Below are 24,068 nucleotides of genomic sequence, written 5' to 3'. Positions count from 1 at the left end.
GCATACAATCGCACCTATAGTTCGACGTTGCACGCGCGTCTCCTTCGCCTTGGGTGAGTCGGTCTCGACCCACGGCTCCACAGTAGTGGACAATGGCGGATGAGACAGATACGGCCACTCAGGAGGAACACAAATTGATGGAATTCGACGTGACGATTGAGATCCCGAAGGGCAATCGTAATAAATACGAGATTGATCACGAGACCGGTCGTATTCGTCTGGATCGCATGCTGTTCACGTCGACCCGCTATCCCGATGATTACGGTTTCATTGATGACACGCTCGGCGAGGACGGCGACCCTCTGGACGCATTGGTGTTGCTCGAAGAGCCCACATTCCCGGGATGCGTGATCCGCTGCCGCGCTTTGGGCATGTTCCGCATGCGCGACGAGAAAGGCGGCGACGATAAGGTTCTGTGTGTTCCAGCTTCCGATCAACGCGCGTCGTGGCGCACAGAAATTGAAGACGTGTCGGAATACCATCGTCTTGAAATTCAGCACTTCTTCGAGGTGTACAAGGACCTCGAACCCGGCAAGTCGGTCGAGGGCGCACACTGGGTGGGCCGTGAAGACGCCGAGGAGGAAATCCGTCGCTCCTACGCGCGAGCCAGACAAGCCGAAGCTGGCGAGCACGCGCACGAGTAGCGACTAGCTCACCAAGCAGTTTCAGAGGCGAACGACGTACGGCATCAGGGAACCGCTCCAGCCATAGATGCTGGTGACGCGCACCGTGGTGCCAGGATACGGCGCTTCGATCATCTGGTCGCCGCCAAGGGCGATCGCCACGTGGTAAATACCGCTTTGGGAACCGTCGCTGGACCAGAAGAGCAAATCGCCCGGTTGACGCTGGCTCAGCGGAATACGGGTGCCATATCCATACTGTGAGGCAGAGTAGTGTGGCAGGTACACGCCCGCCTGCCTCCACGCCAGCATGACCAGGCCGGAGCAGTCCACACCGGCGTATGATTCGCCAGCCCATACGTAGGGGACGCCCAGGAAGCTATACGCAGCGTTGACCGCTGTCTGCGCTCCGCCGCTGCCGCCGTAGGACGGTGCGGGTGCCGGATCAGGAGTCGGCGCTGGGGTCGGCGTAGGAGTTGGCGTTGGGCGCGTCTCACGCGAAGGCGGAGTATACGTCTCTTCCTGTCGACCCTGAGTAGCCGCTTCTTCTTCCTGGCGCGCAGCCAAAGCCGCCAGGCGAGCTGATTCTTCTTCGGCCGCCTTGCGCGCTGCTTCCACGCGACGACGTTCCAGTTCGGCTTCACGCTGATTAATCAGCTCAACAGTGGTGTTTTCCTTGCGTGCCAGCTCAGCCACAAGTTCACTGCGGCGCGCTTCAGTGGCCTGCTGAGAAGCCAACGCCGAGTTGGCAGCATTTTGCGCAGCATCGGTGCGTTCCTGCACCTCGTTTGTCGCCTTTTGCTGACGCTGTTCGGCAGATTCAGCCGATTCCTTCATCACCGATGCTACTTTTTCGAGGGCGGCCACCCGTTGCATCTTCGTATCGGCATTATTGGCGAATGAATCGAGTGTCGTCTGTTTGAACTCAACGGAGCGCAATCCGTCGGCCTGCAAATATGCTGCAGCGGCATCAAGAGACGAACCTTCAGAGCGGTAGGCAGTCTGCGCTATAGCAGCCAGCTCCTGACGACCTTTGTCAAACTCAGCCTGAGCCTTATCCGCATCATCGCGAGCTTTATTTGCCGCAGCAGTTGCAGCATCAAGATCCAAGCGTGCTTTGTTGAGCTCTTCGCCGGCAATCTGCGCATTGCGCATGGCATCTGAAGCGCGCTGAGAGACCGCGGCCAATTCGACTTCGATCTGCCCCACTGACATCTTGGCGGCATCGGCTTCGGCACGCGCCTGGTTGATGTCATCTTGAGAGGGCGTGTCATCTGCATATGACGCCGGCATCGCAACGCCGGCACTGACAGCAAGCAAACCTGACATGAATAGAGCGGTCAGTGCGTATCGGCCAGATGCGCGACGCGGAGCCTTCTGGCCAAAGTGGCTCAACACCTTACCGTAAACCTGTCTTTTCACCTGATCCACCTAATGACACTCTGACTTTTCCCGCACGCTCCCCCACGCCATGTGGACATCGCGCACGACATATAGCACTTACACTAGCCCATCGTCGAACACTTTGGCAACAATTTCACCATTTTTCACGTTATTCACATCAGTCACAGTTTTCACATTCGTCACACCAGACACATCCCCCTCGTTCATCTTTCGCACACCCCACCATCCACATCGTGGACACGCCTCTGACCTCATCTTGCATGATCACGATGAATCTCTTACTGTGATGGACATGTTCCAACGAATGCGAATGTCCAACTGACTGCACGCTCGTCACACGACCAGCTGTGCAGCACCGCCCTCATCTAGCGCGGGACGTTGGACGCTGCCATTCGTTTTCAAGTTTCAGACATCTGTTGATTGCGTCAAAGACTGACTTGTCGACAACTGGCTCACCAATTCACCACACCACAAGTGTGAGTCCAGCTCATCGCGCCCCCAAAGATTCTTGACACTATTAAAGGAGCACACTCATGTCTGACCGCACCGAAATCGAACGCACCTGGGCTTTTGAAACCCGCCAGATTCACGCCGGATGGGATCGCGATCCTCAAACGGGCGCAACCAGCCTCCCCATTGTTCACAGCTCATCTTTCGCCTTCGAGACACCCGAACAGGCAGCGAACCGCTTTGCGCTGCGCGAACTCGGCCCCATTTATTCCCGTCTGACGAACCCCACCAACGACGCCGTCGAAGCCCGTATCGCCTCGCTCGAAGGCGGCGTGGGAGCACTGTTGGTGTCCTCGGGCCAATCAGCTGCAGCTCTGGCTATTCTCAACATCGCTCAGGCAGGCAATAACGTCGTGGCGTCACCCTCGCTGTACGGCGGATCGATCATCCTGCTGAAGAACTCACTGGGACGTTTGGGAATTGAAACACGCTGGGTGGATGATCCCGCAGATCCGGCTCAGTGGGAAGCACTTGCCGATGACAGGACGGTCGCATTTTACGGCGAGACGATCCCGAACCCCAAGGGCGACATCCTCGATATCGAGCCAGTCGCGCAGGCAGCGCACCGAGTCGGAGTTCCGCTGATTGTGGACAACACGGTGGCCACGCCTTACCTCGTGCGACCACTGGAATGGGGCGCCGACATCGTGATCCATTCGGCCACGAAGTACTTCAGTGGGCACGGCACCTCAGTGGCAGGCGTCATCGTCGATGGCGGCACCTTCGACTTCGGATCAGACCCTGCCCGCTACCCCGACTTCAATGAACCCGACGCCAGCTACAACGGCATAGTCTTTGCGCGCGATCTCGGAAAAGACGGGCAGTTCGGCGTGAACCTGTCCTTCATTCTTCGAGCCCGCACCGTCGGACTGCGTGACTTCGGTTTCACGCTCTCCCCGCTCAACACGTTCCTGATTGAGCAGGGCATCCAGACACTGTCACTGCGAGTTGAACGCCACGTCGACAACGCGCTGACGATTGCCCGATACCTGGAGGCACACGCAGACGTGGAATCGGTCAACTACGCAGGCCTCGACGCTTCGCCCTACCACCAGTTGCAGCTCAAGTATGCGCCGAGGGGTGCCGGTGGCTTGCTCTCCTTCGTCATCAAAGGTGGCGCCGATGCGGGGCGCACCTTCGCTGAGTCACTCGAATTGATTCCCACCGTCGCCAACATCGGCGACGCAAAGACTCTGGTGATTCACCCAGCCTCGACCACGCACTCGCAACTCACGGAAGAGGAGCTGCGCAAGTCAGGAATCGAGGGCGGCACGATTCGCCTGTCCGTCGGCATTGAAAACGTCGACGACATCATCGCTGATCTGGAGCGAGGTTTCGCAGCTGCTGACGCGGTGAGCGGCGAGGAGTCGAGTGCACGAAAGACACAGGAGTGACACATGAGATCCAAACCGACATGCCCTGGCGGGCGGCACCTGTGCGATATTGGGCCGCTGCGTCTTGAAAACGGAGACGCACTGCCACAGGCACATCTGGCATACGAAACGTGGGGCACCCTGAATGATGAGCGCTCCAACGCCGTGCTGGTCCTGCATGCACTGACCGGTGATTCTCACGTGACATCCTCATCCCACGATCCGACACCAGGATGGTGGGAGGGCATCGTCGGGGAAGGATCTCCTATTGACACGCGCGAGCACTTCGTGGTCGCTGCAAATATCCTCGGAGGCTGCCAGGGGTCCACCGGCCCCTCCTCCCCTGCTCCCGACGGCACACCGTGGGGGTCGCGTTTTCCTCTCATCTCCACTCGCGACCAGGTCCATGCCGAAGCGCGGCTGGCTGACGCACTGGGAATTGATCGCTGGTCACTCGTGATCGGCGCGTCGATGGGAGGTCACCGAGCGCTGGAGTGGGCCATCACCTACCCGCAACGCGTCGAACGCCTTATCGTCGTTGCCTCGGGTGCGCAGACAACTGCTGATCAGGCGGCATGGATTCACAGTCAGCTGGGCGCAATCCGCCTCGATCCCCTGTGGAAGGGAGGCGACTATTACGGTGGGCCGCCTCCCGCGCAGGGACTGGGGCTGGCCCGGCAGATTGCGCACACAACGTATCGCAGTGCGCCGGAGCTGCAGGAACGCTTCGGCAGGTTCCCGCAGCATGAAGAAGATGTGCTCGAGGGGGGCCGGCTGGCTATCCAGTCATACCTGGATCATCACGGTGTCAAGCTGGCCAACCGTTTCGATGCAGGCTCCTACGTCGCGCTATGCCACGCCATGTTGACGCATGACGTGGGGCGGGATCGTGGCGGCATTGCGCACGCGCTGCGTTCAGTGACGGCCCGCACGCTGGTGATTGCCGTTGATTCGGATCGTCTGTTCCATCCCAATGAGTTGTGGAACATTGCGGACAACGTGCGCGGCGCGTTCTATCGAGAGGTGCACTCCGACCACGGTCATGACGGTTTCCTGATTGAACGTGATCAGGTGGCACGACTGATCCGAGAGTTCATTGATCGGTATCGCGGCGGGCATGAGGAATACGAGCCTGGCTCTGCATCAAACCGATGGGTCCAGTCGATACAGTAGGAGTGTGAGTGAGCATTTGAACGATCGCGATGAACTGACTGAACAGGACGAACCCGTAGTTCGGGATCCCCTGGCACCGTGGGGCACAGACGGGCCACCGCCATCGGGCCAGTGGCGCACTGACGTGCTGGGCGAAGGATTTGTGTCACGAACCATCGATCTTCTGCCCGACGATGAAGGCCCGGTTGTGGCAACGTTGGTGCGTCACGATCCAGAAAACGACCCGAACGCAGATGACCTGCGTTTAGTCGACCGGCCGATTATCCGCCTCGAGAACCCCGTGACTGTCCTGTACCTGCATGGCCGAAATGACTATTTCTTCCAGCGGCACCTCGCACGCCATATTTCGGCGCTGGGCGGGCGCTTCTACGCACTGGACCTACGCAAGTACGGCAGATCACTGCGCCCGTGGCAAACAATTGGCTTCATCAGCGATATTGACGACTATGACGAGGACATGGGTGAGGCGCTCGACATTATCCGCGGCGAATGCTCTGACGGCCCGCTGATCGTGATGGGACATTCGACGGGCGGCCTGATCGCAACCTTATGGGCGTGGCGTCACCCCGGTGCGCTCGATGGACTGGTTCTGAATTCGCCGTGGCTGGAGATGCAGACGCTTGCAGCGGTGCGTTCGGCTGTCCAACCCGTCCTTGGCCGCATCGCTGCCCGCACTCCCCTGTGGGAAATTCCTGCATCAACAGGGCCGGATCATTATGGCCGTTCCCTCATGGAGGGCTGGTCGACTTCGGGTTTCGACCTGCCAGAAGAGCTGCGTGATTTTCCTGACGACGACCCTGCTTTCACAGGGTGGGACTACCTGCATGAATGGAAGCGCCCAGAAGGCTACCCGGTGTACGCTCAGTGGCTCGATGCCATCCTGGTGGGGCACGAGAAGATCGAGCATTCTGTCTCGATTGACTGCCCGATTCTGTCGATGATGTCCACGCACAGTTATTTTGACGAGAAGTGGAGCCCGGAAGTTTTCCGTTCTGACACGGTGCTCGATGCCGATGTGTTGGCTACGCGGTCAGCCCACCTGGGTTCTTTGGTGACAATCGCGCGCTTTGACGGGCGCCATGACCTGGTGTTGTCGGATCCTGATGTTCGTCAACGCGTCTGGTACACGATGGATTCCTGGCTGGAGTTCATGGCTCACGCACTGTAGCAGTGAACCGCGGCAGCACTGTCGGGCACACGTCAGGCGTTCCCTCGTTCGAGCGGCATTCAGCGAACGGCGCGAATTTCTGCGAGCGCTTCTGCCAGCGTCGGACCTTCAGCATTGTCGATATGCCAGGCGTGCCACCCGTCAATTCCGCTCAGACCCAAACTTGCCAACGCATCTGTCGGGTCGGAGAACTCCGCTTCAGCCATGACGATCACGCCCTGTTCGGTCAGGTGGGCACGCTCCTCGCTGACCTGCGTATCTGTAGCCAGCTCAGTATCCAGTACCAGTGCGATCTGTTCGCCCACCATGTGCGCAACGAGTTCGAGCGCTTCATCGTCTGCGCTCACGGATACCGCTTCTGAAGTGTCGTCGCGGCGTTGCTGCGCGTGCCTGGCATGACGTCGCTCGGATCGAGACGGCAGATGCGGGGCGATAATGCTGATCGCGCCGGTTTCGGGATCCTCCTGAGCAGTGGCGTCATCAAAATCAGCACGCAGGTAATCCTCGTCCCCTTCTGATGGGTCCCACGAAGTCTCGCCGCGCGCGTACAGCCCATTGTCTGCCGAGGGGGCCGGGCCGATCGTGGCCTGCGACTGAGCATCCGACACGAGGACATGCGGGACATGCCCGTACAAGCGTGGCCCCACTGTCTGAACGTCCAGGAAAATGCGGCCAGATGACAGGGCACGCATCGACAGTTCGTGCACTTCCACACCTGAGGAGGCGAGCACATCCAGGGCGGGCCGCACCTGGTCGTCGATGGATCCGACCACCAGGATGAGGCGTGGGCCAGCTGAAATGGTGGGTGGCATGGAATCGCGGAACCGTAGCCATCCGGTCCGGAATGCTTCCACCCCGCCTGCATATTCGCGTGCCAGGTCAGTCCACGACAATGCTGCCGAGTCTGACAGTCGCGAAAGGGAGGCGATCAGCAGATCTGAATCCAGATGTGAGGTAACTTCCACGCACACCACTTGGCCGGTTGCGTCCAGCGCAGTCAGGCGAGGGGTGCCGGCCGCGTCAGGATGGTGGGAGGTGTCTCGCCATGTAATCGGAAACAGTGGGCGCGAGACAATCTCCAATACCTGGTTGCGCACCGAGTCCAGCACATCCTCGCCTATCGGCCCCTGAACAGGATGGCCGAACTGTGCTGCCACCAGGCGCCCGTTTTCGACCTCAAACAGTGCCATTCAATGCCACCCCCGGTCCTCTGCTGCGTTCCGCTCGCCGCAGTGTTTCTTATGTCAGTCTACGGCAATCGTACAGTGATCTGCCTCGATCAACAGAACGGCCGCAGTGGCCCTGACAATGCGGCGGCATCCACAGGAGTGGGTCGAAACTGTGTTATCCACACTGTCGACGTGAATCTCGCGCGATCCACAAGTGGAGCCACTGCGCTTTGGGCGAGTGCACACCCATGATGAGGTGACCGTATGGATGATCTGACACGAATCCGACGATGGAACTGGGCCGTCCGTATCACAGTAGCTGTGAGTATGTGTCTGGCCTTGTGCGGAACACTGATGTATCTGCGTCCGCCTCCCCCAGGGGTTGACGTCCTCGTCACGTCAGCCCGTCTGACATCTGGAATGACGAGCAGTTCCGCAGTTCACACAGTCGCAGTGCCACCGGCTGCGGTGCCAGCAGATGCGCTGAGCGCTGACGCGGATATCCCGCCTCGATGGGTGGGTGCCGACATCGAGGCGGGGACGGTGCTGACTGAATCGAATGTGGCAGGATCTGCGGATTCTCGCGCTCTGGCAGATGACGAGGCTCAAGTCACGATCGAGCTGCCTGTCGATCAGCTGACTCGAGTGTCGGCTGGAGACACGGTGCAGCTGTGGGCATCTGACTCATTCTGCGCCGATGAACAGCGAAAATGCCCGGCGACCCTGCTTGCTGATGGTATCCGTATCGCCTCGATTTCCGACCATGATTCGGGGCCACTGGCCGATTCGCCCACCCAATCGGTATCGATCATCATGAAAGCAGACGAAACTGAGCGGATCGTCGGGCACGTTACCTCAGACATCATCACGCTCGTATTACGATCTCCTTCGGGGTAAGAATCCCCTTTGTCTATTTTTCAAGGAGACGATCATGATCCAGGGATTCAAGGAATTCATTTCCAGAGGCAACGTCGTCGACCTGGCAGTTGGTGTCATTATCGGCGCCGCGTTTTCACAGATTGTGACCGCCCTCGTTGATGGCGTGATCAATCCGCTGATTGGCGCCATCTTTGGCCAGCCGAACTTTGACGACGTCCTCAAGTTCACCATCGGCACGTCCGAGATCAAGCCAGGACTCGTTCTGACTGCCCTTGTCAACTTCCTGCTCATCGCATTCGCCATCTACTTCTGCATCGTGATGCCCATGAATAAGCTGGCAGAGCGTCGTCAGAAGAAGACCGAACAGAATGAAGCCGAAGAGCCCGCTTTGACCGATGAAGCAAAACTGCTTGTCGAAATTCGCGACCTGCTCTCCACAAATGGCTCAACGCCATCCGTACGCTAACCTCGCTTCTGACCCTGGTGGCGGCCTGATGGCCATCACCTAGGAATCGGATCGCACCTGCCAATGCGGCGGGACATTGTCAAGGAGCCTGGCGTCATTTTCATGATCATTATGACGCTGGGCTCCTTCGCGTTCACGGTCACGTGAGGTTACTTTCTCGTCCCACGAGGGTGCCACGCCGTCATCGATCAGCCGCTGATCAGTCGGGCTGATGCGTATGACGCGCCGACGTCTGGAGTGCTCTGCCATCGCCTATTCCTGAGTTGGCTGGGTACGCCTGACAACGTTACGCAACACTGCATCGGTTTGCGCTCCACGACGGGTTAGCCCCACAGCGAAACGCAGTTCATCAATCAGCTCGTCTTCCGTGCGTTCCTCACCATCAGCGCGCACCCAGTGTGCCAGCTCATCGAGCTGATCATCACCGTAGGCGGCCAGCGGAAGGCCTTTGGCGATAGCTGGTCGCGGTCCACGCTTGTCAGCATCCGCCGATTCCTTCGCCGCTTCAAGATCGATTCGGGAAATCTCTGCGGTCAGTCCCAGCTCGATTTCGTCAGCTCGGGCACGAGCCCGATCCTCACTGCTCATTGCCGGTGATGGCGAGTCCAGTGCTCGCGCACCTTCGGAGCCTTCCGTCCCGCTCTCGACGCGCGTACCACCAGCATCCTCATCATCAGTGATGCTGCCGGTTTGACCATCTGCGCCGGGCGCGCCGGAATGGGCACCGCGGCCAGACTCTGAAGAACCGTTAACTGGCTCGGACGAGGCGTCAGCGTTCAGTGAGCGATCCAGACCAGGCGCGTCATCGGAGCCTGCCTCGTCGATATCAATGATGTCGGGCACCGTGATATGCGCTGCCGGCCCGTTGGCCTCATCAACTGCATCAAGGACGAGCTGCACAATCGCGTCAGTTTCGCGTTCGGGATCAATGAAGACTGCCATGGACAGTTCGGTTCGTACTTTCCATCCCTGGGCCTCCAGGAGTTTAGGCCAGATCCGATCGCGCACCCGCAGTGAAGGCTCGTTGACATATGCATCATCATCAGTAAGCACTGCGACGAGCAGGCGACCAGGTACTTCGGGATGACCGATTGCCAGCGGAATACGCATTCCTCCGGGCACACCCACGTTCGGTACCACTTCCAGACCGAGTGAATACAGCCGCTCAGCCAAGTCGATCAGCAGCGGATCGGGGGCATCCTGCAGGGTCGGCCATGTTGCATCTCTTTCGTCCTCTTCTGCCCCTTCAGCTACTTCCAACAGATCGAGCAGCAAGTGGGCTCCCTCGGACGTGACACGTGAGCGATCAAATTCCTCGGGACGAATTGACGAGAATACGGTCAGTTCCGAACGCACCGTGCGCAGCACATCAATAAGGACGGGCAGGCCCGACGCAGCGCTGATCTGGCCAAAATCGTGCAGGACGCGACCGTGTGGTGTCTTCGCGTAGCCCACCGTGAGCATAATGTGATCCCGGCTCAGGCCACGCGCGTCTTCGGGACTCACCACGACGAAAGGTTCAAGAGCATCAGGATCAAAGAAGGATGTCAGCCCCGGAGACGATGCCACTTCCCGTTCGAGGGCGGCGCGGATACGTGTGGCATGCCGTTCATTGAGCGCGATCACAGCAAGGGAGCGGTCGGGGTGCTCGAGTGCGTGGCAAATGACCTGCTCGACAACTGCGTGGACTTCGGCGGCCGACGACTCGACTGCAGCTACACCCGGTGCAGGCATACCTGAGCCATCGGGCCAGATCGCCTTGATCGGTGAACTGGTCGTGCTCCAGGGAACCGGGATACCCATTTGAGCTGAATCGTATTGGCTCACCAATTTGGCAACACGGTCATTGAGATGACCCGGCAGCACGCTCAAACGCGAGTGAGGCAAAATCTGAGCGAGCGCGCTCACGGCTCCCTGCGTTTTGCTGGAATCCGACTGCTCGGAAGCGGTGCCGCTGGTCGACAGGTCGGCGATCACCACGATCTGTCGCGCACGCGCGATGATGGGAATAAGTTCTGCCAACGGCAGGCTATCGACATCATCGAGCACAACGAGGTCAATGCGGTGTCCATGCGGCACAAGGAGCGGTACCAGAGTCGGGACGGTCAACACCAGCGGAATGAGGTGCGAGGACAGGAGGTGTCGCGCGAAGAGGTCAGTCCCGCTGGCTCCTGCTTTCAATGACGCAACCAAGTCGGCGTGCTGTTCAGGTCGCGTGGCAAGAGCCTGCTGGCGCAATCGGCGTGCACGCTGGAGCGCAATCGGAGCCAGCGATTCGATTTGTTCTTCGTCCAGCCGGCGACCTTCAACAATGAGGTCTTCAAGTTTTGTCGGGTCGAACCCGCCGAGTTTGGGTTCTTGTGCCAGCATCAGTCCAAGAACGGATGCCCACCACGCCAGATCGAGTTCACTATCCAGCATCTCATCGACGACACTACGTTTACGGAGGTCAGCGACGAGGTCATCCAGTCCGATCTGAGCCAGTTCCTTCAGAACAGCGACACGTTGCGGAAGTTCGCGAGCACCATCCGGATCTGCTGCAAGACGATCGAGCAGTCTGCCCAGATCGGTCATATTCATACGGGCAAGGTCAGGGTGAGAGGTGCCAAGAATCGGCGCCAGACGGTTCAGGTCAGCACGCACTGATGCGGCCAGCTCAATGATCTCATCCATGCGTTGCGGCAGTGTGGGCCAACCGTCGGAATCACAATGCTGTCGCCACACATCACGGCGCTCCTGCACGAGCAGAAGTTCACGGTGAAGGTCTTCAACGTGACGTCCGGGCCGCACATAGTCGCGTGCCTGTCGGATCAGGCGCTGACGCTGCGAATGTTTCATGGAGATGCCGTGCGAGCGACGCCATTGCTTCGACGCGGTTGCAATCACCATATCGGCTGCGCTGCGTTCAAAAATGGCCGGCTCGAACACGTCGAGGACATCGCGCACGCCTTCGAGCATTTGAAGCTGAGCTTCCCACTGCGTCAGGCTGGTGGCAGGGACAAGCCCCGTTTCGCCGGCAACCGTGCCCATCTGCACTCGCATCTCAGGCAGGGATTCGGTGGCGAGCCTCTTGACTCGTTTCAAGACATCGGGAACCTGTTCGGCTGCGTTGATGACCGCTCCGCGCCACGCGCCGCGCTGCGTGAATGATGAGAACAGATTCAGGCCGCTGGCTCGGTGCAGCAGCGTGCGGGCGCGCTGTCCCTGATCCTGCGCAATGTCTAGCAGGACATCCTCGCGCAGCCTGACGCGGGTGCGTGGAGCAGGGTGCATGCTGGTCAGATCTGTCAACACCTGTAGGGCATCGTAGGCGGATACGCCGAAACGGTCGAACGGCTTATGGAGGTAGGTCGTATGTGATGACAGGGCCTCCCGGACGCGACGCAGTCGCGTCCGCAGCGCTTCGATCTGCGTGGGATCGGTGATCACATCGGACGTGTCTGCCATGGCGAATTCGAGGCGTTCGCGCACAATCTGCGCCGACTGCGCACTGCCATCGACGCGCACGGAGATTTCACTGACTCCGTGCTGGTCAAGATACGTTTCCACTCGCGTGGTGCGCGACGGGGATCCTGCAATATGCATGGTGGAACGCCCTCGTGACGCAGCATCTGTCATGATGGCAGCAATCACGGCGGTATCGTCCGCACCGTGCGGAATATCGATCATGAGGGATGCGCCGTCAGCAACTGCCTCGACGATGTCCTGCTGGGCAGGAGCCAGGTCACCGATGCCTTTTTCATCCCACGGGTCACGATCCGCGGGGTTCGCGCGAGGCAGTTCCTGGCCGATTTCTCTGACCGCTTCTTCATCGCCTGCCAGCGCTCGAATAATCGGGTGGTTCACCAGGTCTTGCTGGTGGACAAACTCGCGCAGCAGCACACTTGCCGGATGCTCAAAGATGCCGAGGACCAGGCCTTCCCTCAGGTCAAAGCGCTCCAGACTGGCACCGATGTCGCGTAGCTGCGCCAGTGCACGGGTGGGTGAAAACCCATGCAGCGACGTTGCGTCATCCAGGATCGCGTGCGGGTCCACGTCGAGATGAGCTGATTCAAATGCCTGCGACAGGCTAGGTCCAATCGATGCTCCCTCACGCAGGGAAATGACGATATCGCCGTCATCAGTTTCTTCAACAGTGACTGGTCGCAGCAATGCCGGGGAGCCTCGCCGTACCCCCGCATCTGTCCACGATGCCTGTCCGATCGCCAGGTGGATGGGGCCGATTCCGTGCGTCGCAGCCAGCTGGCGCGCGCGTCGTATCACCGTCAACGTTTTTTCGCGTGCCCGCTCGTACGCGCTTTTTTCCCGTACGAGGTTCGACAAGCGCGTGGGGTGCTCTGCGTACAGTTGCGCCAGACCTCCGGGGTGGGCCTGTCCGAGCGCAAGGCGTGGGGCTGCTTCGTTGGTTCCTGCAACGGTGGGTTCATTCACCGTGAGTGTGGAAAGATCCTGACGCCATTGCGCCAATGCGTCTGTCAGCTCGTCGGCGATCGGCGTGTGTTGGGCGCGCACGTCGTCCGCGGCTTCGGAGCGCCGGCGAGGGCGGGACGAAGCCGAATTTGAACGGGAGAAGATACTCGGAACCACTCTCCTAAGCTAATTGCTAATGGCCACGCTTTTGTGGAAGCGCCGCGGTATGCCCCCAATTGCCACGAGGATGACGCCGACGCATTCCGGAGCTGGCCAGCTGGCAGGAATCGCACGGACGGTAAGTCTCATGTGAGGGTCTACTCCGCTTGTCCGAGATTGATGTCCTTAGTCGCGGCAATGAGTGTGTCTTGAATCTCAAACCTGTTCGATATGACTGATGACCTGTGGTGCGTACCGAGGGCAGACACCACAGGTCATCAGGTCACAGCTTATCCAAGCCGGTGGATGCAGCCGTTCAGTACGAGGCGTTCACAACGCCACAGAAACTGAAGGTGAACTGGAGTTTCTCACCTCGCGGCAGCTCATATTCAGGGTGGGTGCGGGCACCCCATGAATCATCGCCGGCCACGCCGCGACGCATCAGCGCCGGTCGGGCAACAGTCTTGACCGGGGCGGGCAACTCGTTGGGATGGGCAGCGTTTTCGATCTCAAACGGGGTCCACGGCAAAGCGGAGAACTCCATCGGCTCGTCAGCCTCGAAACGGATGCCCCAGCCATCCTCGTCGGTCAATTCCGCCCAGCGCACGCCCGTGCGTGAGCCTGCTTCCTGCGGACGCAGGTACGGGGTCAACGCGTCGGCCACTTCCAGGTCGTAGACACCCAGGCGCGCCCCCTGACGACGGTCCACGTAGCACTCCTCAGGCCCTTCGCCGTACCAGCGCATGTGGGTCAGACGGTCCGACAGTTCAAACAGTGCACCATATTCAGGCATCGACGGCAGCTTCGCGTCAGGCGTTGTCGTCATCGTGACCGTGATACGACCGTTTCCGTCAACCCTGTACACCACGGTGAGCATGGCACCCGGGGTGGTCAGCAGGTCGTAGCGGAACGTGATTGTTGCCGATGTGGCGTCTGTTTCCACCTTCGCTTCCTCGTCGACCGGTCTTGCATACCGTGAGGCAATGAGCCAGGGAGCGCATTCGCGCTGCATGTTCCACCCGTTTTCATTCGAGGTGGGTGCGTGCCAGAAGTTCGGGCGCACTGTGCTGTGAAGCAGTTCGCGCCCGCCCTCGCTTGTCATGCCGTACCGGTAGGACGTCAGTCCACGCGCCGAGGTGAACAGAGCGGAGAAGTGTTCGCCGTGCACACCGATATTGCGCACGCCTTCCACTACTCGAGGTGCAGGAATGCCCGAAGCCGGAGCCGCAGCTCCTTCTACAGCGAAGACTCCCTGCCCGTAGGCGACGACGTGTCCGCGCTCGGCCCATGCGGTGTCCTCACGCAGGCGCATTTCCACGTTAATGACGTATTCGCCTGCTTCTTCAGGCAGGCTGAACGGCAGGTCGTAGGTGGCATTTTCTCCCGGTTCAACATGAGTGTCGAGGGCCCTCTGAGCCAGCATGGCACCTTCATGTTCTAGGCTTACCACGCATATGAACGCATCGGAGTTCGTGAACATGCAGCGGTTTTCAATTGTCACTTTCGCACGCTCAACTGTGATGTCGAAATCCTGGAACAGATAGCTGACTTCCTGAATCTTCGGGGTAGGCGTGTGATCAGCGAAGTAGATGCCGTTGCCGCAGAATTCGTAGTCCGTTGGCGCCTCGCCGTTGTCCCCGCCGTATCCGAAGAACGGGCGGTTGTATTTGTCGCGCATGGCGATTGCCTGGTCAGCGAAGTCCCAGATGAATCCGCCCTGGAAAAGTTCCTCGCGGCGCGCTAGGTCAAGGTACTTGTCAACGGCGCCGAACGAGTTGCCCATGGCGTGCGCAAACTCGCAGAGGATCATCGGCTTGTCGCGGTGCTGAGCCAAGAATTCTTCGACTGTTGCGGCCGGTGTGTACATCTCTGAGTGGATGTCAGTGGAGTTCGGGTAACGGTTGTCGTGAACGACGCCTTCGTAATGTACGACCCGCGAGTCGTGTTCGCGGAAATAGTCGGCCACCGCTGCGATCATCGAACCGCCGTAGGACTCATTGCCGCATGACCAGATTACAATGCTGGCATGATTGCGGTCGCGCATCAGCATTGACGCTGCGCGGTCCAACAGTGCGCCTCGCCACTCTTCACGATTACCCGGCAAGGTGTGATCGATCGGTTCACCGCGCAGCAACATCCTGTCCCACACGCCGTGGGATTCCAGGTTCATTTCGTCGATGACCATCAGTCCGTAGCGGTCACACAGTTCATACAGGAACGAGTTGTTCGGGTAATGGCTGGTGCGGATCGCGTTGATGTTGGCCTGCTTGAGCATGATGATGTCGCGTTCAGTTTGCTCGCGGCTCATCACGCGACCATCAAGGCCGAATTCGTGCCGGTTCACACCTGTAAAGATCACGCGTTTGCCGTTGAGTTTCATCACGCCGTCTTCGATGGCGAAGCGTCGAATGCCCACGGTCTGAGGGATCACTTCACGCAGTTGCCCATCGTTGTCACGCAATTCCAGCGTGAGGTCATACAGGTACGGATCTTCGTGGCTCCACAGGTGCGGCTGCTCAATGGTGATCTCGTAAGTGCCGTCGTCGGAGCGTTTGAGCTCCCCCATATCGTCCAGCGCCACGGTCAGGTCGCCCTCGCCAATGACGACTGGTTTGACGCGCACGATGGCACGTGAGTAATCGTCAGTCAGCTCGGCGCTTACACACAGGTCTTCGAGGTGGACAGCGGGCCGCCGGTAGAGCACGACGTCGCGGAACAGGCCGGAGAATCGATAGAAGTCCTGGTCTTCAATCCAAGAGGCGGCGCACCATTTGATGACCTGCACTGCAAGCTTGTTGCTCCCCTCGACCAGCGCGTCGGTAATGTCGAATTCACTGGGCGTGAAGGTGTCGGTGGCGTATCCGATGTATGTGCCGTTCAGCCACACAACCAGCGCGCTCTCAGCGCCCTTGAAGGAGACGGAAATTCGCTCCCCTTCTTCGAGCGGCCGGTCAAGGGTGAAGGTACGCACGTAGGAGGCGACAGGGTTGAACCGGGTGGGAGCTGTGCCCTCCGCAACGTCTTCCTGCCCATCCCAGGGGTATTGGGTGTTGACGTATTGCGGCTTGTCGTAGCCGCGCATTTGGATGTGCGCGGGGACTGGGATGTCATCCCACGCCGCGCAGTCATAGTCGGGTTGTTCAAAACCGGGCACGGTTGCCGCAGAGTTTTTCGCGTAGTGAATCTTCCACAGTCCGTTCAGGCACTGCTCGTATTCAGAATTGCCGAGGGCGGCGCTGCGCGCGCTTCCGAACCATCGGTGGTCTGAATGCGCAGGCATCCGGTTTTCAGCGAAACACTGAGGATTGTTGATCTTTTCGGAAATGTCGATCATTTAATGGCTCCCGTAATTCCTTCAGTAAAGCTCCGTTGGAGAACAAAAAACACAACCATCGCCGGAAGTGATGTCAGCAGAACAGCCAACATGAGAACACCATAATTAGTTACGTAACCAGCAGCCAAGTTCGATATCAGCATAGGCATGGTTTGATACGACGAATCAACCAGAATGACTTTAGGCCACAGGAAATTATTCCATGCTGTCATGAAGGTAATAACAGCGGCAGCGGCATACGTAGGCCGCATCGTCGGAATATAGATGCGTGCAAAGATCGAAAGCTCACTCAGGCCGTCAATACGTGCAGCCTCGATGATCTCATATGGAAAATTACGCGAGGACTGTCGAAAGAGCAGAATCAGGAACGGCGTAGAAATTGCAGGTAGGACGACAGCCCACGTTGAGTTGACCATTCCACCCTTTGCAAACAGGCGGAACAACGGAATCATGGTCGCCGCGAAAGGAATCATCATGGCGAGCAATAGAACCGCCATCAAGACATCCTTTCCTTTTGAGTGATAAATCTCAAATCCATACCCTGCAATCGAGCACACCAGCAACGCCAGAACTGTAGTGAGCACAGCATTCACAACCGAGTGCCACATTGCAGCTCCAACATTTTGCGTGGCAAGCAAGTCGCGAATATTAGCCATCAAATTTCCGCCAGGCGTGAGTTTTGACGAGAGTACGTCTCGCGACGTATTTGTTGCAGAGACCAACATGTAATACAGCGGAAACAACGAAAAAATCGAGAAAACTGTCAAGAAGAGGTATCCCGGAACACGGCGGAACGTCTTAGTCACGTTTATCACCGACCTTCATCTGCGCCAGCGCAAGTATTGCTACCAAAATCAAAATTACATACGATATTGCTGATCCATAACCGATATTCGGATTCTTTTGGAATGACAACTCGTATAAGTAATGCGACATCGTCATCGACGAGTAGGCGGGGCCACCACGAGTCAAGTTCCATGACTCATCAAATAGCTGAAGTGTGCCGTTCGTAGACATGATGGCTGTCAACAAAATCATTGGTTTGAGCTGAGGAACCGTGACATACCAGAAGGTTTGCCACGCATTCGCGCCATCAATACGCGCTGCTTCAAGACTGGATTGCTCTATGTTCTGCAGAGCAGCCAGATAAAACACCATATTGTACCCAGTCCAGCGCCAAATTAAGCCAAAAACAATGACGAATCTCGCTGTATTAGGCTGCCCTAACCAGTTCACTGGCGAGTCGATCAGACCGATTTTTCCAAGTACGTCATTAACAAAGCCATCATTGGCGAAGAGAGTACGAAAAACTAGCGAGTACGAGACAAGAGAGACTGCGCAGGGAAGGAAAATGGCTGTCCGCCAGAAACCCTTAAACCGTAGATTCCGATCGTTAAGCATGTTGGCAAGGATCATGGCCAATATCAGCATGATCGGAACTTGAATAATAAGATATATGAACGTGTTCTTGAGCGTCATCATAAAGATGTCATCATTAAGAAGACGTTGATAGTTCATATAGAACGGTTCAGCAAAATGCAGCCGAGAGCCTTTACCGGTTTTGAAAGACAAAATCAAAGCCTGCACCATAGGATAAAAGCTCATTATCATGATGAGCAACGCGGCAGGAATTAGAAATGACCATCCAGTTAAGTTGCGACGTCGATATGCGCGACTGGTAGTAGTCCTATTGTCATTTTTATTGTGAGAACGCCTACGAGTTTTCTGTGCCAACATTACAGATATTCTCCTGAATCAATGAAAGGCTTCAGAGTCGATAGCTTCCGCCGTCCTCGACTTGTCATTTCAAAGTCGAGGACGGCAATAGAGCTATAACGAGCACGAAGAATTAAAGTCTACGCAATTAGCGTTATTGCATAGCAAATTCAACGTTATCCTGAGCCTCTTGAAGTGCTTCATCCGGCGACCCACCTGCAATAATCTTGGTAACTGCCGCGCTGACTGCATCACGAGCCTCGTAGTAGTAAACACCGGGGTCAATTGCGGGGACATGCGATCCAAACTCGACAACCTTCTTGTAAACGGGGTCATTGCCGTAGAACTCAACCGGCTGGTTGTATACATCCGATTTACCAGCAGGAATCCAGTTCGCAATAGCGCCTGACGAGGAAAGAATTGTGTCATACAGTTCGGTCGAACCTGCGAAGGTGGACTTAAGGAAATCCGCAGCCAGTTCCACGTTGGCATTCGACGTAATTGCCCAGGACGAGCCACCATTAGTTGAGTAGTTTGTCGCTCCCTCCACGCCTTCCAGCTTTGGAACGTTCGTAATGCCCCACTTACCGGACTGGTCTTCCGAGGTCTGAATCGAGCCTGATATCCAGATACCTTGCAAGGTACCCGCTGCCGTGGAATTCGTAATTGTACCAATGTACTCGTCCCAGGAATTCACCTCGACAAGCAGGCCCTTTTTCACCATTTCTGCGTAGATATCAATGGCCTTGCGCAGCGCGTCGTTATTCACTATGTTGGCTTTGCCATCTTCGCTAAATAGCGATACACCGGCACTTTGCAGGATCATCATCAAGGTGTCCGACGAGCCAGCAACTCCGCTCATCATCGGTTTACCCGTCTTCGCCAGGACGTCCTCGCCCTTCTTAATGAAGTCACTCCATGTAATGTCAGTGAAGTCGTCAAGTGAATAACCAGCTTCCTCCAAGACATCTGTTCGCAAGGCATTTACTGCAGTCCCAGAATCAAAGGGAAGGCCGTAATTCACGCCATCAACTACCGAATACCCCACGACCGCTTCAGGAAATTCGGAGAAATCAATCCCTGAGTCGGAGTAATCACTAAAGAGGTCTGGGTAGTTAATGACATTCTTTTGGAAAGCCATATTCTGGACAAGCACGATGTCCGGCAACTGATCAAACTGCTGCGATTGCGCCAGCGTCGTCAGCTTAGCTTGTACATCATCCCATGGCACTTCAGTGACGTTAATATCAACGTCAGGGTGGTCCTTCTTGTAAATCTCTGCCGCCGTGTTCATTGCGTAGATGTTGAACGCAGGATCCCACGCCCACACGGTCAATGAATTCTCATCACCGCCAGCTGCAGAGCCTGATTCGCCGGAACCGCCACCAGATCCTCCACAAGCAGCAAGTCCCAAAGCTAGCGGAATTGTTGCTGCAGTTGCTAATAACTTCTTCTTGCTCACCATCGAACAACCTCCTATTTATTTCGAGCTGCGTCGACGCACCCCGAACAGTTGGAATGCGATTACGCTACCATACGCGCATCGTAGTGCAAAGTACATTGACACCTATTCGGCTGTGCACTTCATACCAACATAAGCTCCAAGAACACGTGAGCGCCATTCATTCTGCTGTCTGAAGCACGTAGGCCCTCGGCAGCACGATGCGGCTTCCGCCCACGAAACCATGCCAGTTTGCCATATTTCACTATCCGGGAGGTCACCGCCTTAGTGGTAGCCAGTTCGAATAGAAGCTCACTGGCACAGCAACCGGCACTGTCAGTCCTGATCGACAAAAACCTGTTGACTGAGCCTGACATCTGTTACCCTGTGGTTACGTAACCACAGAGTGGTGTCTGTGTGTTACTTGGACGAAGGGACTTTTGACGATGCGGTCAAAACTAGCGGCTTTTGGAGCTCTTATCTGCGCGGGCGGGCTTGGGTTGTCGACCATTCCTGCTTCAGCCATGGACGCCCATGCAGAAGCAAACGAAATTGAGAACGCAGCCCATATTCAGCCAAATCCTGCGTATCAGAGTGAGCCATTCGAGGGATGGGGCACTTCATTGGTGTGGTTTGCCAATGCGACCGGAGGATATCCAGATTCAGTCCGAAACGAACTCCGCGACGCGGTTTTTGGAGAAGACGGCCTCAATCTGAATATTGCCCGCTACAACATTGGAGGAGGCAACGCGACAGACGTCCCGCCATACCTACGTCCAGGAGGTGCTGTTCAGGGGTGGTGGCAGGATACTTTGGATGTCGGCGACGATGACGGCTCCGTTAGCTCTACCTACGAGGATCGGGAAAGATACCGAAATCATTGGAGCAGTAACGATGCATCACACTACAACTTTGAGGCGGACGCAAGCCAGCGATGGTGGATAGACGCCATCAAGAATAAGGTAACGAAATGGGAGGCTTTCTCGAATTCTCCCCCCTATTTCCTCACCGAGTCCGGATTTGTTTCAGGCGGCTTCGACTCAACACGCGAACAACTCAGCACAGAGAACATGCCAGCTTTTGCGGACTACCTCGTGAGAGTCGTCGAACACCTCGAAAAATCTCATGGCATTGAATTTGACACACTTGATCCTTTCAATGAGCCAAATACAAATTACTGGGGAACTCAAATAGATCCAGGCACGGGCTGGCCAACTACCGCCTCGCGACAAGAGGGTGCTCACATCGGGCCCACATATCAAGATGAAATGATACGGGTGCTTGGTTCTCGCCTCGCTAATGAATCTACGAGTACCTCCGTCAAGATCTCCGCGATGGATGAAACGAATCCTGGGACTTTCGTCAGGAACTGGCGCGATTGGTCTCCTGAAGCACGTAATTTGGTCAGTCAGTACAACGTTCATACATATGGCACAACTGACCGGCTTAAAGTGCGGGACATTGCGAAAGCGGATCAAACACCTTTGTGGATGAGCGAAGTTGAAGGAAACTGGTCTCAAACTTCGCTGGGATTCAACCAGGTCGATATAGCCAACGGGTTAGGAATGGCACAGCACATAATCGATGATCTGCGCGAGCTTGAGCCCAGGGCATGGGTCTTTTGGCAACCCGTTGAAGATCTTTACAACATGGAAAAGGTCGAAAAACTGAATTGGGGATCTGTTTTTGTTGATTTCGACTGCGACGAGAATGGGAATTCAATCCGAAGGATTGAAGATGGCGAACCAGATCCATCCTGTAAGGTTCTCACCAACTCCAAGTTCAATACCATCAGAAACTTTACCCATCATATTCGTCCCGGCGACCGTCTCATTCCAGTTGATGAGGTGCACTCAACTGCAGCCATCACTTCAGATGGCAATGGTTTGAATATCGTCCACGTAAATTCAAGCAATGAAACTCGCCAAGTTGCTATTGACCTATCTAACTTCGCCGACTTTTCGAATGCGGTAATTACTCCCATAACCACAACCGAATCCCCGCAAGACAACGTGACGGCGAATGCACTCCGTCGCGGCACTCCGGCTAAAGTCGATGCAAGCGGTGTCACGATGATGACTGTGCCGGCGCGTTCTGTCACAACATTCGAAATTGAGTCTGTCTCTGGAATTAGTCAGACTGCCCCTGCTTTTCACGATGGGGAGTCGTACGAGTTATTTGGCGTGCAGTCAGGTAAAGCTCTCACCGCCGGAGCAGACGAAACAGTCACAATCTACGATCCAACGACCGACCGCTCTACACGGCAAGCGTGGAAAGCGACTGTTAAATCGGGCGAAGGCACCAATCGGCTAGTGATAAACCTTGAAAATTCTCATGGTCAGAAACTTGCTCTCAATGGCGACCGAGTCATAGCTTCAGAATCGGCAGATCCTATCGATTGGATTATTTCGACCACTACGGGGAAGGATTTCACACTCCAAGCGGCAGGAGGCATTCAGGTCCTTGACGTCATAGACCAATCGCGCAACGATGGGGCGCGTGTCGGCATGTATGAATCGTCGGGAGGGGCAAATCAGCGCTGGTTATTACGCGACGTCGCTCGAAAAGGATTCATTGAAACTACGGTACGAACGAAACCAGGTCTTGCCCCGAGCCTTCCAGAACAGGTGACGCCGATCTTTAGTTACGGTCATGGCTTACCTGTCAACGTCACATGGGATACCGAAGGTATTTCTTGGCCTGACCATGGAACAGTCGATGTGCTCGGTCATGGAATAGATCAATACGGTAATGCTTTCGACGATGCGAGAGTCCACGTAGTAGTTGGGGCCACCGCATACGCCGATCCAAGTTCGATAACGGTCTATCCCCACATTTCAATAGAAGAAATCAAAAAGTCGGCTCCTCTGACAACGACAGGCACTGTTGCCGGATCTGAGAAACGCTTCGAAATGCCAGTTACATGGGATTTTTCCTCTCTACGACCAGAAGATCTCACGCATGAGGGTGTCACCAGCGTGTACGGAGAGGCGGAAAGTGTCGGCCAGAGCGTGCCTGCCATTCTTCACGTAATCGTCACCTCTCCTAGCGCTCACAACGTCGCGCCTCATTCAAATTCCTCTGCTAGCTTCACAGAACCGGGATACTCGGTAGGCGCGACGACAAATATGGTGCTCGATGATAAAGCGTGGTCGAATTGGAAGTCTGGTGACAAGAACTCAACGGACATGCTCACTTATGAATTAGAAAAAAGCGAGCTGGTATCGGAAGTTGGAATCTACACCTATAGAGATGGCAGCTACCTCTCTTACCCATCTCGATTGCATGTTGAATATAAAGATCCCGCCACTGACCAGTGGAAGGCGTTGCCCGAGGTCAATGTCGAGTCTTCAGACACAGGGGCTCCATTCGTAAAGGTTGATGTGAATCGCTGGACTCAAGGAATCCGAATCGTTTTGACAGCACGCCCACAGACCCACATGATTATTTCCGAGGTCGTAATCAATGCGACGAGAGCCACTGCATCGAGCCAATCTGGAATTGCACGCCTAACCGCTGATGGCGTGGATGTCCCTCACTTTGTCTCCGGCACGGGCGAGAGCACTTTAGCGATACCGCGGCTAGATCGCGAGAGTGGTAACTTTCCAGAAATCGGCGCAATTCCGCTCGATAGGGATGCGACGGTGACGATAACTCAGGCTTCTCTCGAAACCCCGTTCGCGGTCATCGATGTCTTGTCCGCGGACAAGCAGTCACGCTACCAGCATGTTGTCAGATTCGAGGTCGAGAATCCGGTTGACTCAGCTCAATCTCTCGATTCGTCTCAGTCAACTCGGGAAGAAGCCACGGAGTCCGCGGCATCCAGTCAAGAGCCAGAATCCACCTATCGCATAGTCCGGACTGGTTTCCCAGGAATGGCATGGTTTATCGCAACGAGTATCGTCACGGGATTAGGTATCTGCGCTTTCTTGCCGGCTCGGAAAAAGATGGCTTCATCGCACCTCGTGACCCCAATGCCCGACTAGTTCATGCTCAGGTATCCCCTTCTTCGGTGGGGATGCGCTTTGAAGGACCTGCAAATGGTAAAGCCAGCGCCTCGGCAAGATGACTCGATTCATTCATCTTGCCGAGGCGCTGGCGCGTTTTTAGGGTTAATGCCCGGATTGTGTGTACGTGGTGTTGGTTTTTGTTCGGTGTGTCAGGGGTTTTAGCGCTGTGTACATGCTTTGAAAGCATGTATGGTCCATGGTCTAGAAATCGGCCGCGTTGTGGTGTATGCGGCCAC

The 24,068-nt window shown here is 56.5% G+C and carries 16 protein-coding genes; 7 read left to right on the top strand and 9 right to left on the bottom strand.

Annotation, left to right across the window (positions count from 1 at the left end; all coding sequences use genetic code 11):
• Positions 1-137: 137 nt before the first annotated feature.
• Positions 138-644, top strand: a complete 507-nt coding sequence (locus HMPREF2975_RS01470) for an inorganic diphosphatase (RefSeq protein WP_058237230.1) — start codon at positions 138-140, stop codon at positions 642-644.
• A 21-nt stretch (positions 645-665) separates the two neighbouring features.
• Here the strand turns inward: HMPREF2975_RS01470 and HMPREF2975_RS01465 are convergent, their stop codons facing one another.
• The gene (locus tag HMPREF2975_RS01465; RefSeq protein WP_227469098.1) at positions 666-2,042 is read right to left on the bottom strand and encodes a C40 family peptidase; all 1,377 of its coding nucleotides are present in this window, start codon (positions 2,040-2,042) and stop codon (positions 666-668) included.
• Between the two features lie 515 nt (positions 2,043-2,557).
• Between HMPREF2975_RS01465 and HMPREF2975_RS01460 the strand changes: the two genes are divergently transcribed.
• From HMPREF2975_RS01460 to HMPREF2975_RS01450, 3 genes are read left to right on the top strand one after another with little or no spacing between them, the layout of a single operon-like run.
• Positions 2,558-3,928: an O-acetylhomoserine aminocarboxypropyltransferase/cysteine synthase family protein gene (locus HMPREF2975_RS01460; protein ID WP_070725321.1), complete on the top strand. Its 1,371-nt coding sequence runs from the start codon at positions 2,558-2,560 to the stop codon at positions 3,926-3,928.
• A 3-nt stretch (positions 3,929-3,931) separates the two neighbouring features.
• The gene (gene metX, locus HMPREF2975_RS01455; RefSeq protein WP_083314333.1) at positions 3,932-5,080 is read left to right on the top strand and encodes a homoserine O-acetyltransferase MetX; all 1,149 of its coding nucleotides are present in this window, start codon (positions 3,932-3,934) and stop codon (positions 5,078-5,080) included.
• 4 nt (positions 5,081-5,084) lie between these two features.
• Entirely contained in the window at positions 5,085-6,248 is a 1,164-nt protein-coding gene (locus HMPREF2975_RS01450; protein WP_227469095.1) for an alpha/beta hydrolase, read from the top strand.
• A gap of 59 nt (positions 6,249-6,307) precedes the next feature.
• Here HMPREF2975_RS01450 and HMPREF2975_RS01445 read toward each other — a convergent pair whose 3' ends face one another.
• Positions 6,308-7,438 (bottom strand): hypothetical protein, encoded by a 1,131-nt coding sequence (locus tag HMPREF2975_RS01445; protein WP_070725319.1) that lies wholly within the window; start codon positions 7,436-7,438, stop codon positions 6,308-6,310.
• 243 nt (positions 7,439-7,681) lie between these two features.
• On the opposite strand from HMPREF2975_RS01445, the gene HMPREF2975_RS01440 reads away from it, so the two are divergent.
• On the top strand, positions 7,682-8,314 hold the full coding sequence (locus tag HMPREF2975_RS01440) for a hypothetical protein (protein WP_070725317.1): 633 nt from the start codon (positions 7,682-7,684) through the stop codon (positions 8,312-8,314).
• A 34-nt stretch (positions 8,315-8,348) separates the two neighbouring features.
• The gene (gene mscL / locus HMPREF2975_RS01435) at positions 8,349-8,762 is read left to right on the top strand and encodes a large conductance mechanosensitive channel protein MscL (protein WP_058237234.1); all 414 of its coding nucleotides are present in this window, start codon (positions 8,349-8,351) and stop codon (positions 8,760-8,762) included.
• Positions 8,763-8,801: 39 nt separating this feature from the next.
• Here the strand turns inward: mscL and HMPREF2975_RS01430 are convergent, their stop codons facing one another.
• The 6 genes from HMPREF2975_RS01430 to HMPREF2975_RS01405 form a co-directional block, all read right to left on the bottom strand.
• The gene (locus HMPREF2975_RS01430) at positions 8,802-9,011 is read right to left on the bottom strand and encodes a hypothetical protein (protein ID WP_058237235.1); all 210 of its coding nucleotides are present in this window, start codon (positions 9,009-9,011) and stop codon (positions 8,802-8,804) included.
• Between the two features lie 3 nt (positions 9,012-9,014).
• On the bottom strand, positions 9,015-13,349 hold the full coding sequence (locus HMPREF2975_RS01425; protein WP_141757245.1) for a prevent-host-death family protein: 4,335 nt from the start codon (positions 13,347-13,349) through the stop codon (positions 9,015-9,017).
• A 298-nt stretch (positions 13,350-13,647) separates the two neighbouring features.
• The gene (locus HMPREF2975_RS01420; RefSeq protein WP_070725314.1) at positions 13,648-16,665 is read right to left on the bottom strand and encodes a beta-galactosidase, LacZ type; all 3,018 of its coding nucleotides are present in this window, start codon (positions 16,663-16,665) and stop codon (positions 13,648-13,650) included.
• Positions 16,662-17,471 carry a carbohydrate ABC transporter permease gene (locus tag HMPREF2975_RS01415; RefSeq protein ID WP_058237237.1) on the bottom strand — a complete coding sequence of 270 codons (810 nt, stop codon included), beginning with the start codon at positions 17,469-17,471 and terminating at the stop codon, positions 16,662-16,664. Before HMPREF2975_RS01415 ends, HMPREF2975_RS01420 begins: the two co-directional genes overlap by 4 nt.
• Entirely contained in the window at positions 17,464-18,255 is a 792-nt protein-coding gene (locus HMPREF2975_RS01410; protein WP_227469093.1) for a carbohydrate ABC transporter permease, read from the bottom strand. Before HMPREF2975_RS01410 ends, HMPREF2975_RS01415 begins: the two co-directional genes overlap by 8 nt.
• Before the next feature lie 280 nt (positions 18,256-18,535).
• Positions 18,536-19,846, bottom strand: coding sequence for an extracellular solute-binding protein (locus tag HMPREF2975_RS01405; RefSeq protein ID WP_070725312.1), 1,311 nt, complete (start codon positions 19,844-19,846; stop codon positions 18,536-18,538).
• A 422-nt stretch (positions 19,847-20,268) separates the two neighbouring features.
• On the opposite strand from HMPREF2975_RS01405, the gene HMPREF2975_RS01400 reads away from it, so the two are divergent.
• Complete coding sequence (locus tag HMPREF2975_RS01400) at positions 20,269-23,808, top strand: glycoside hydrolase (protein ID WP_083314331.1); 3,540 nt, start codon at positions 20,269-20,271, stop codon at positions 23,806-23,808.
• Positions 23,809-23,815: 7 nt separating this feature from the next.
• Here HMPREF2975_RS01400 and HMPREF2975_RS12430 read toward each other — a convergent pair.
• On the bottom strand, positions 23,816-24,068 hold a 253-nt coding region (locus HMPREF2975_RS12430), incomplete at its 5' end, for a hypothetical protein (RefSeq protein WP_227469091.1).

Origin of the sequence: Actinomyces sp. HMSC065F12 (assembly GCF_001814535.1) — a bacterium.
GTDB lineage: Bacteria > Actinomycetota > Actinomycetes > Actinomycetales > Actinomycetaceae > Pauljensenia > Pauljensenia radingae_A.
The sequence above is the reverse complement of the archived record's forward strand: the minus strand, read 5'-3'. Positions and strand labels throughout refer to the sequence as shown.

Bases quoted from the DNA above. Each gene is read 5' to 3' on its own strand.
- HMPREF2975_RS01470 (WP_058237230.1), top strand. From the start codon at position 138: ATGGAATTCGACGTGACGATTGAGATCCCGAAGGGCAATCGTAATAAA.
- HMPREF2975_RS01460 (WP_070725321.1), top strand. From the start codon at position 2,558: ATGTCTGACCGCACCGAAATCGAACGCACCTGGGCTTTTGAAACCCGC.
- metX (WP_083314333.1), top strand. From the start codon at position 3,932: ATGAGATCCAAACCGACATGCCCTGGCGGGCGGCACCTGTGCGATATT.
- HMPREF2975_RS01445 (WP_070725319.1), bottom strand. From the start codon at position 7,438: ATGGCACTGTTTGAGGTCGAAAACGGGCGCCTGGTGGCAGCACAGTTC.
- HMPREF2975_RS01440 (WP_070725317.1), top strand. From the start codon at position 7,682: ATGGATGATCTGACACGAATCCGACGATGGAACTGGGCCGTCCGTATC.
- mscL (WP_058237234.1), top strand. From the start codon at position 8,349: ATGATCCAGGGATTCAAGGAATTCATTTCCAGAGGCAACGTCGTCGAC.
- HMPREF2975_RS01430 (WP_058237235.1), bottom strand. From the start codon at position 9,011: ATGGCAGAGCACTCCAGACGTCGGCGCGTCATACGCATCAGCCCGACT.
- HMPREF2975_RS01420 (WP_070725314.1), bottom strand. From the start codon at position 16,665: ATGATCGACATTTCCGAAAAGATCAACAATCCTCAGTGTTTCGCTGAA.
- HMPREF2975_RS01410 (WP_227469093.1), bottom strand. From the start codon at position 18,255: ATGGTGCAGGCTTTGATTTTGTCTTTCAAAACCGGTAAAGGCTCTCGG.
- HMPREF2975_RS01405 (WP_070725312.1), bottom strand. From the start codon at position 19,846: ATGGTGAGCAAGAAGAAGTTATTAGCAACTGCAGCAACAATTCCGCTA.
- HMPREF2975_RS01400 (WP_083314331.1), top strand. From the start codon at position 20,269: ATGCGGTCAAAACTAGCGGCTTTTGGAGCTCTTATCTGCGCGGGCGGG.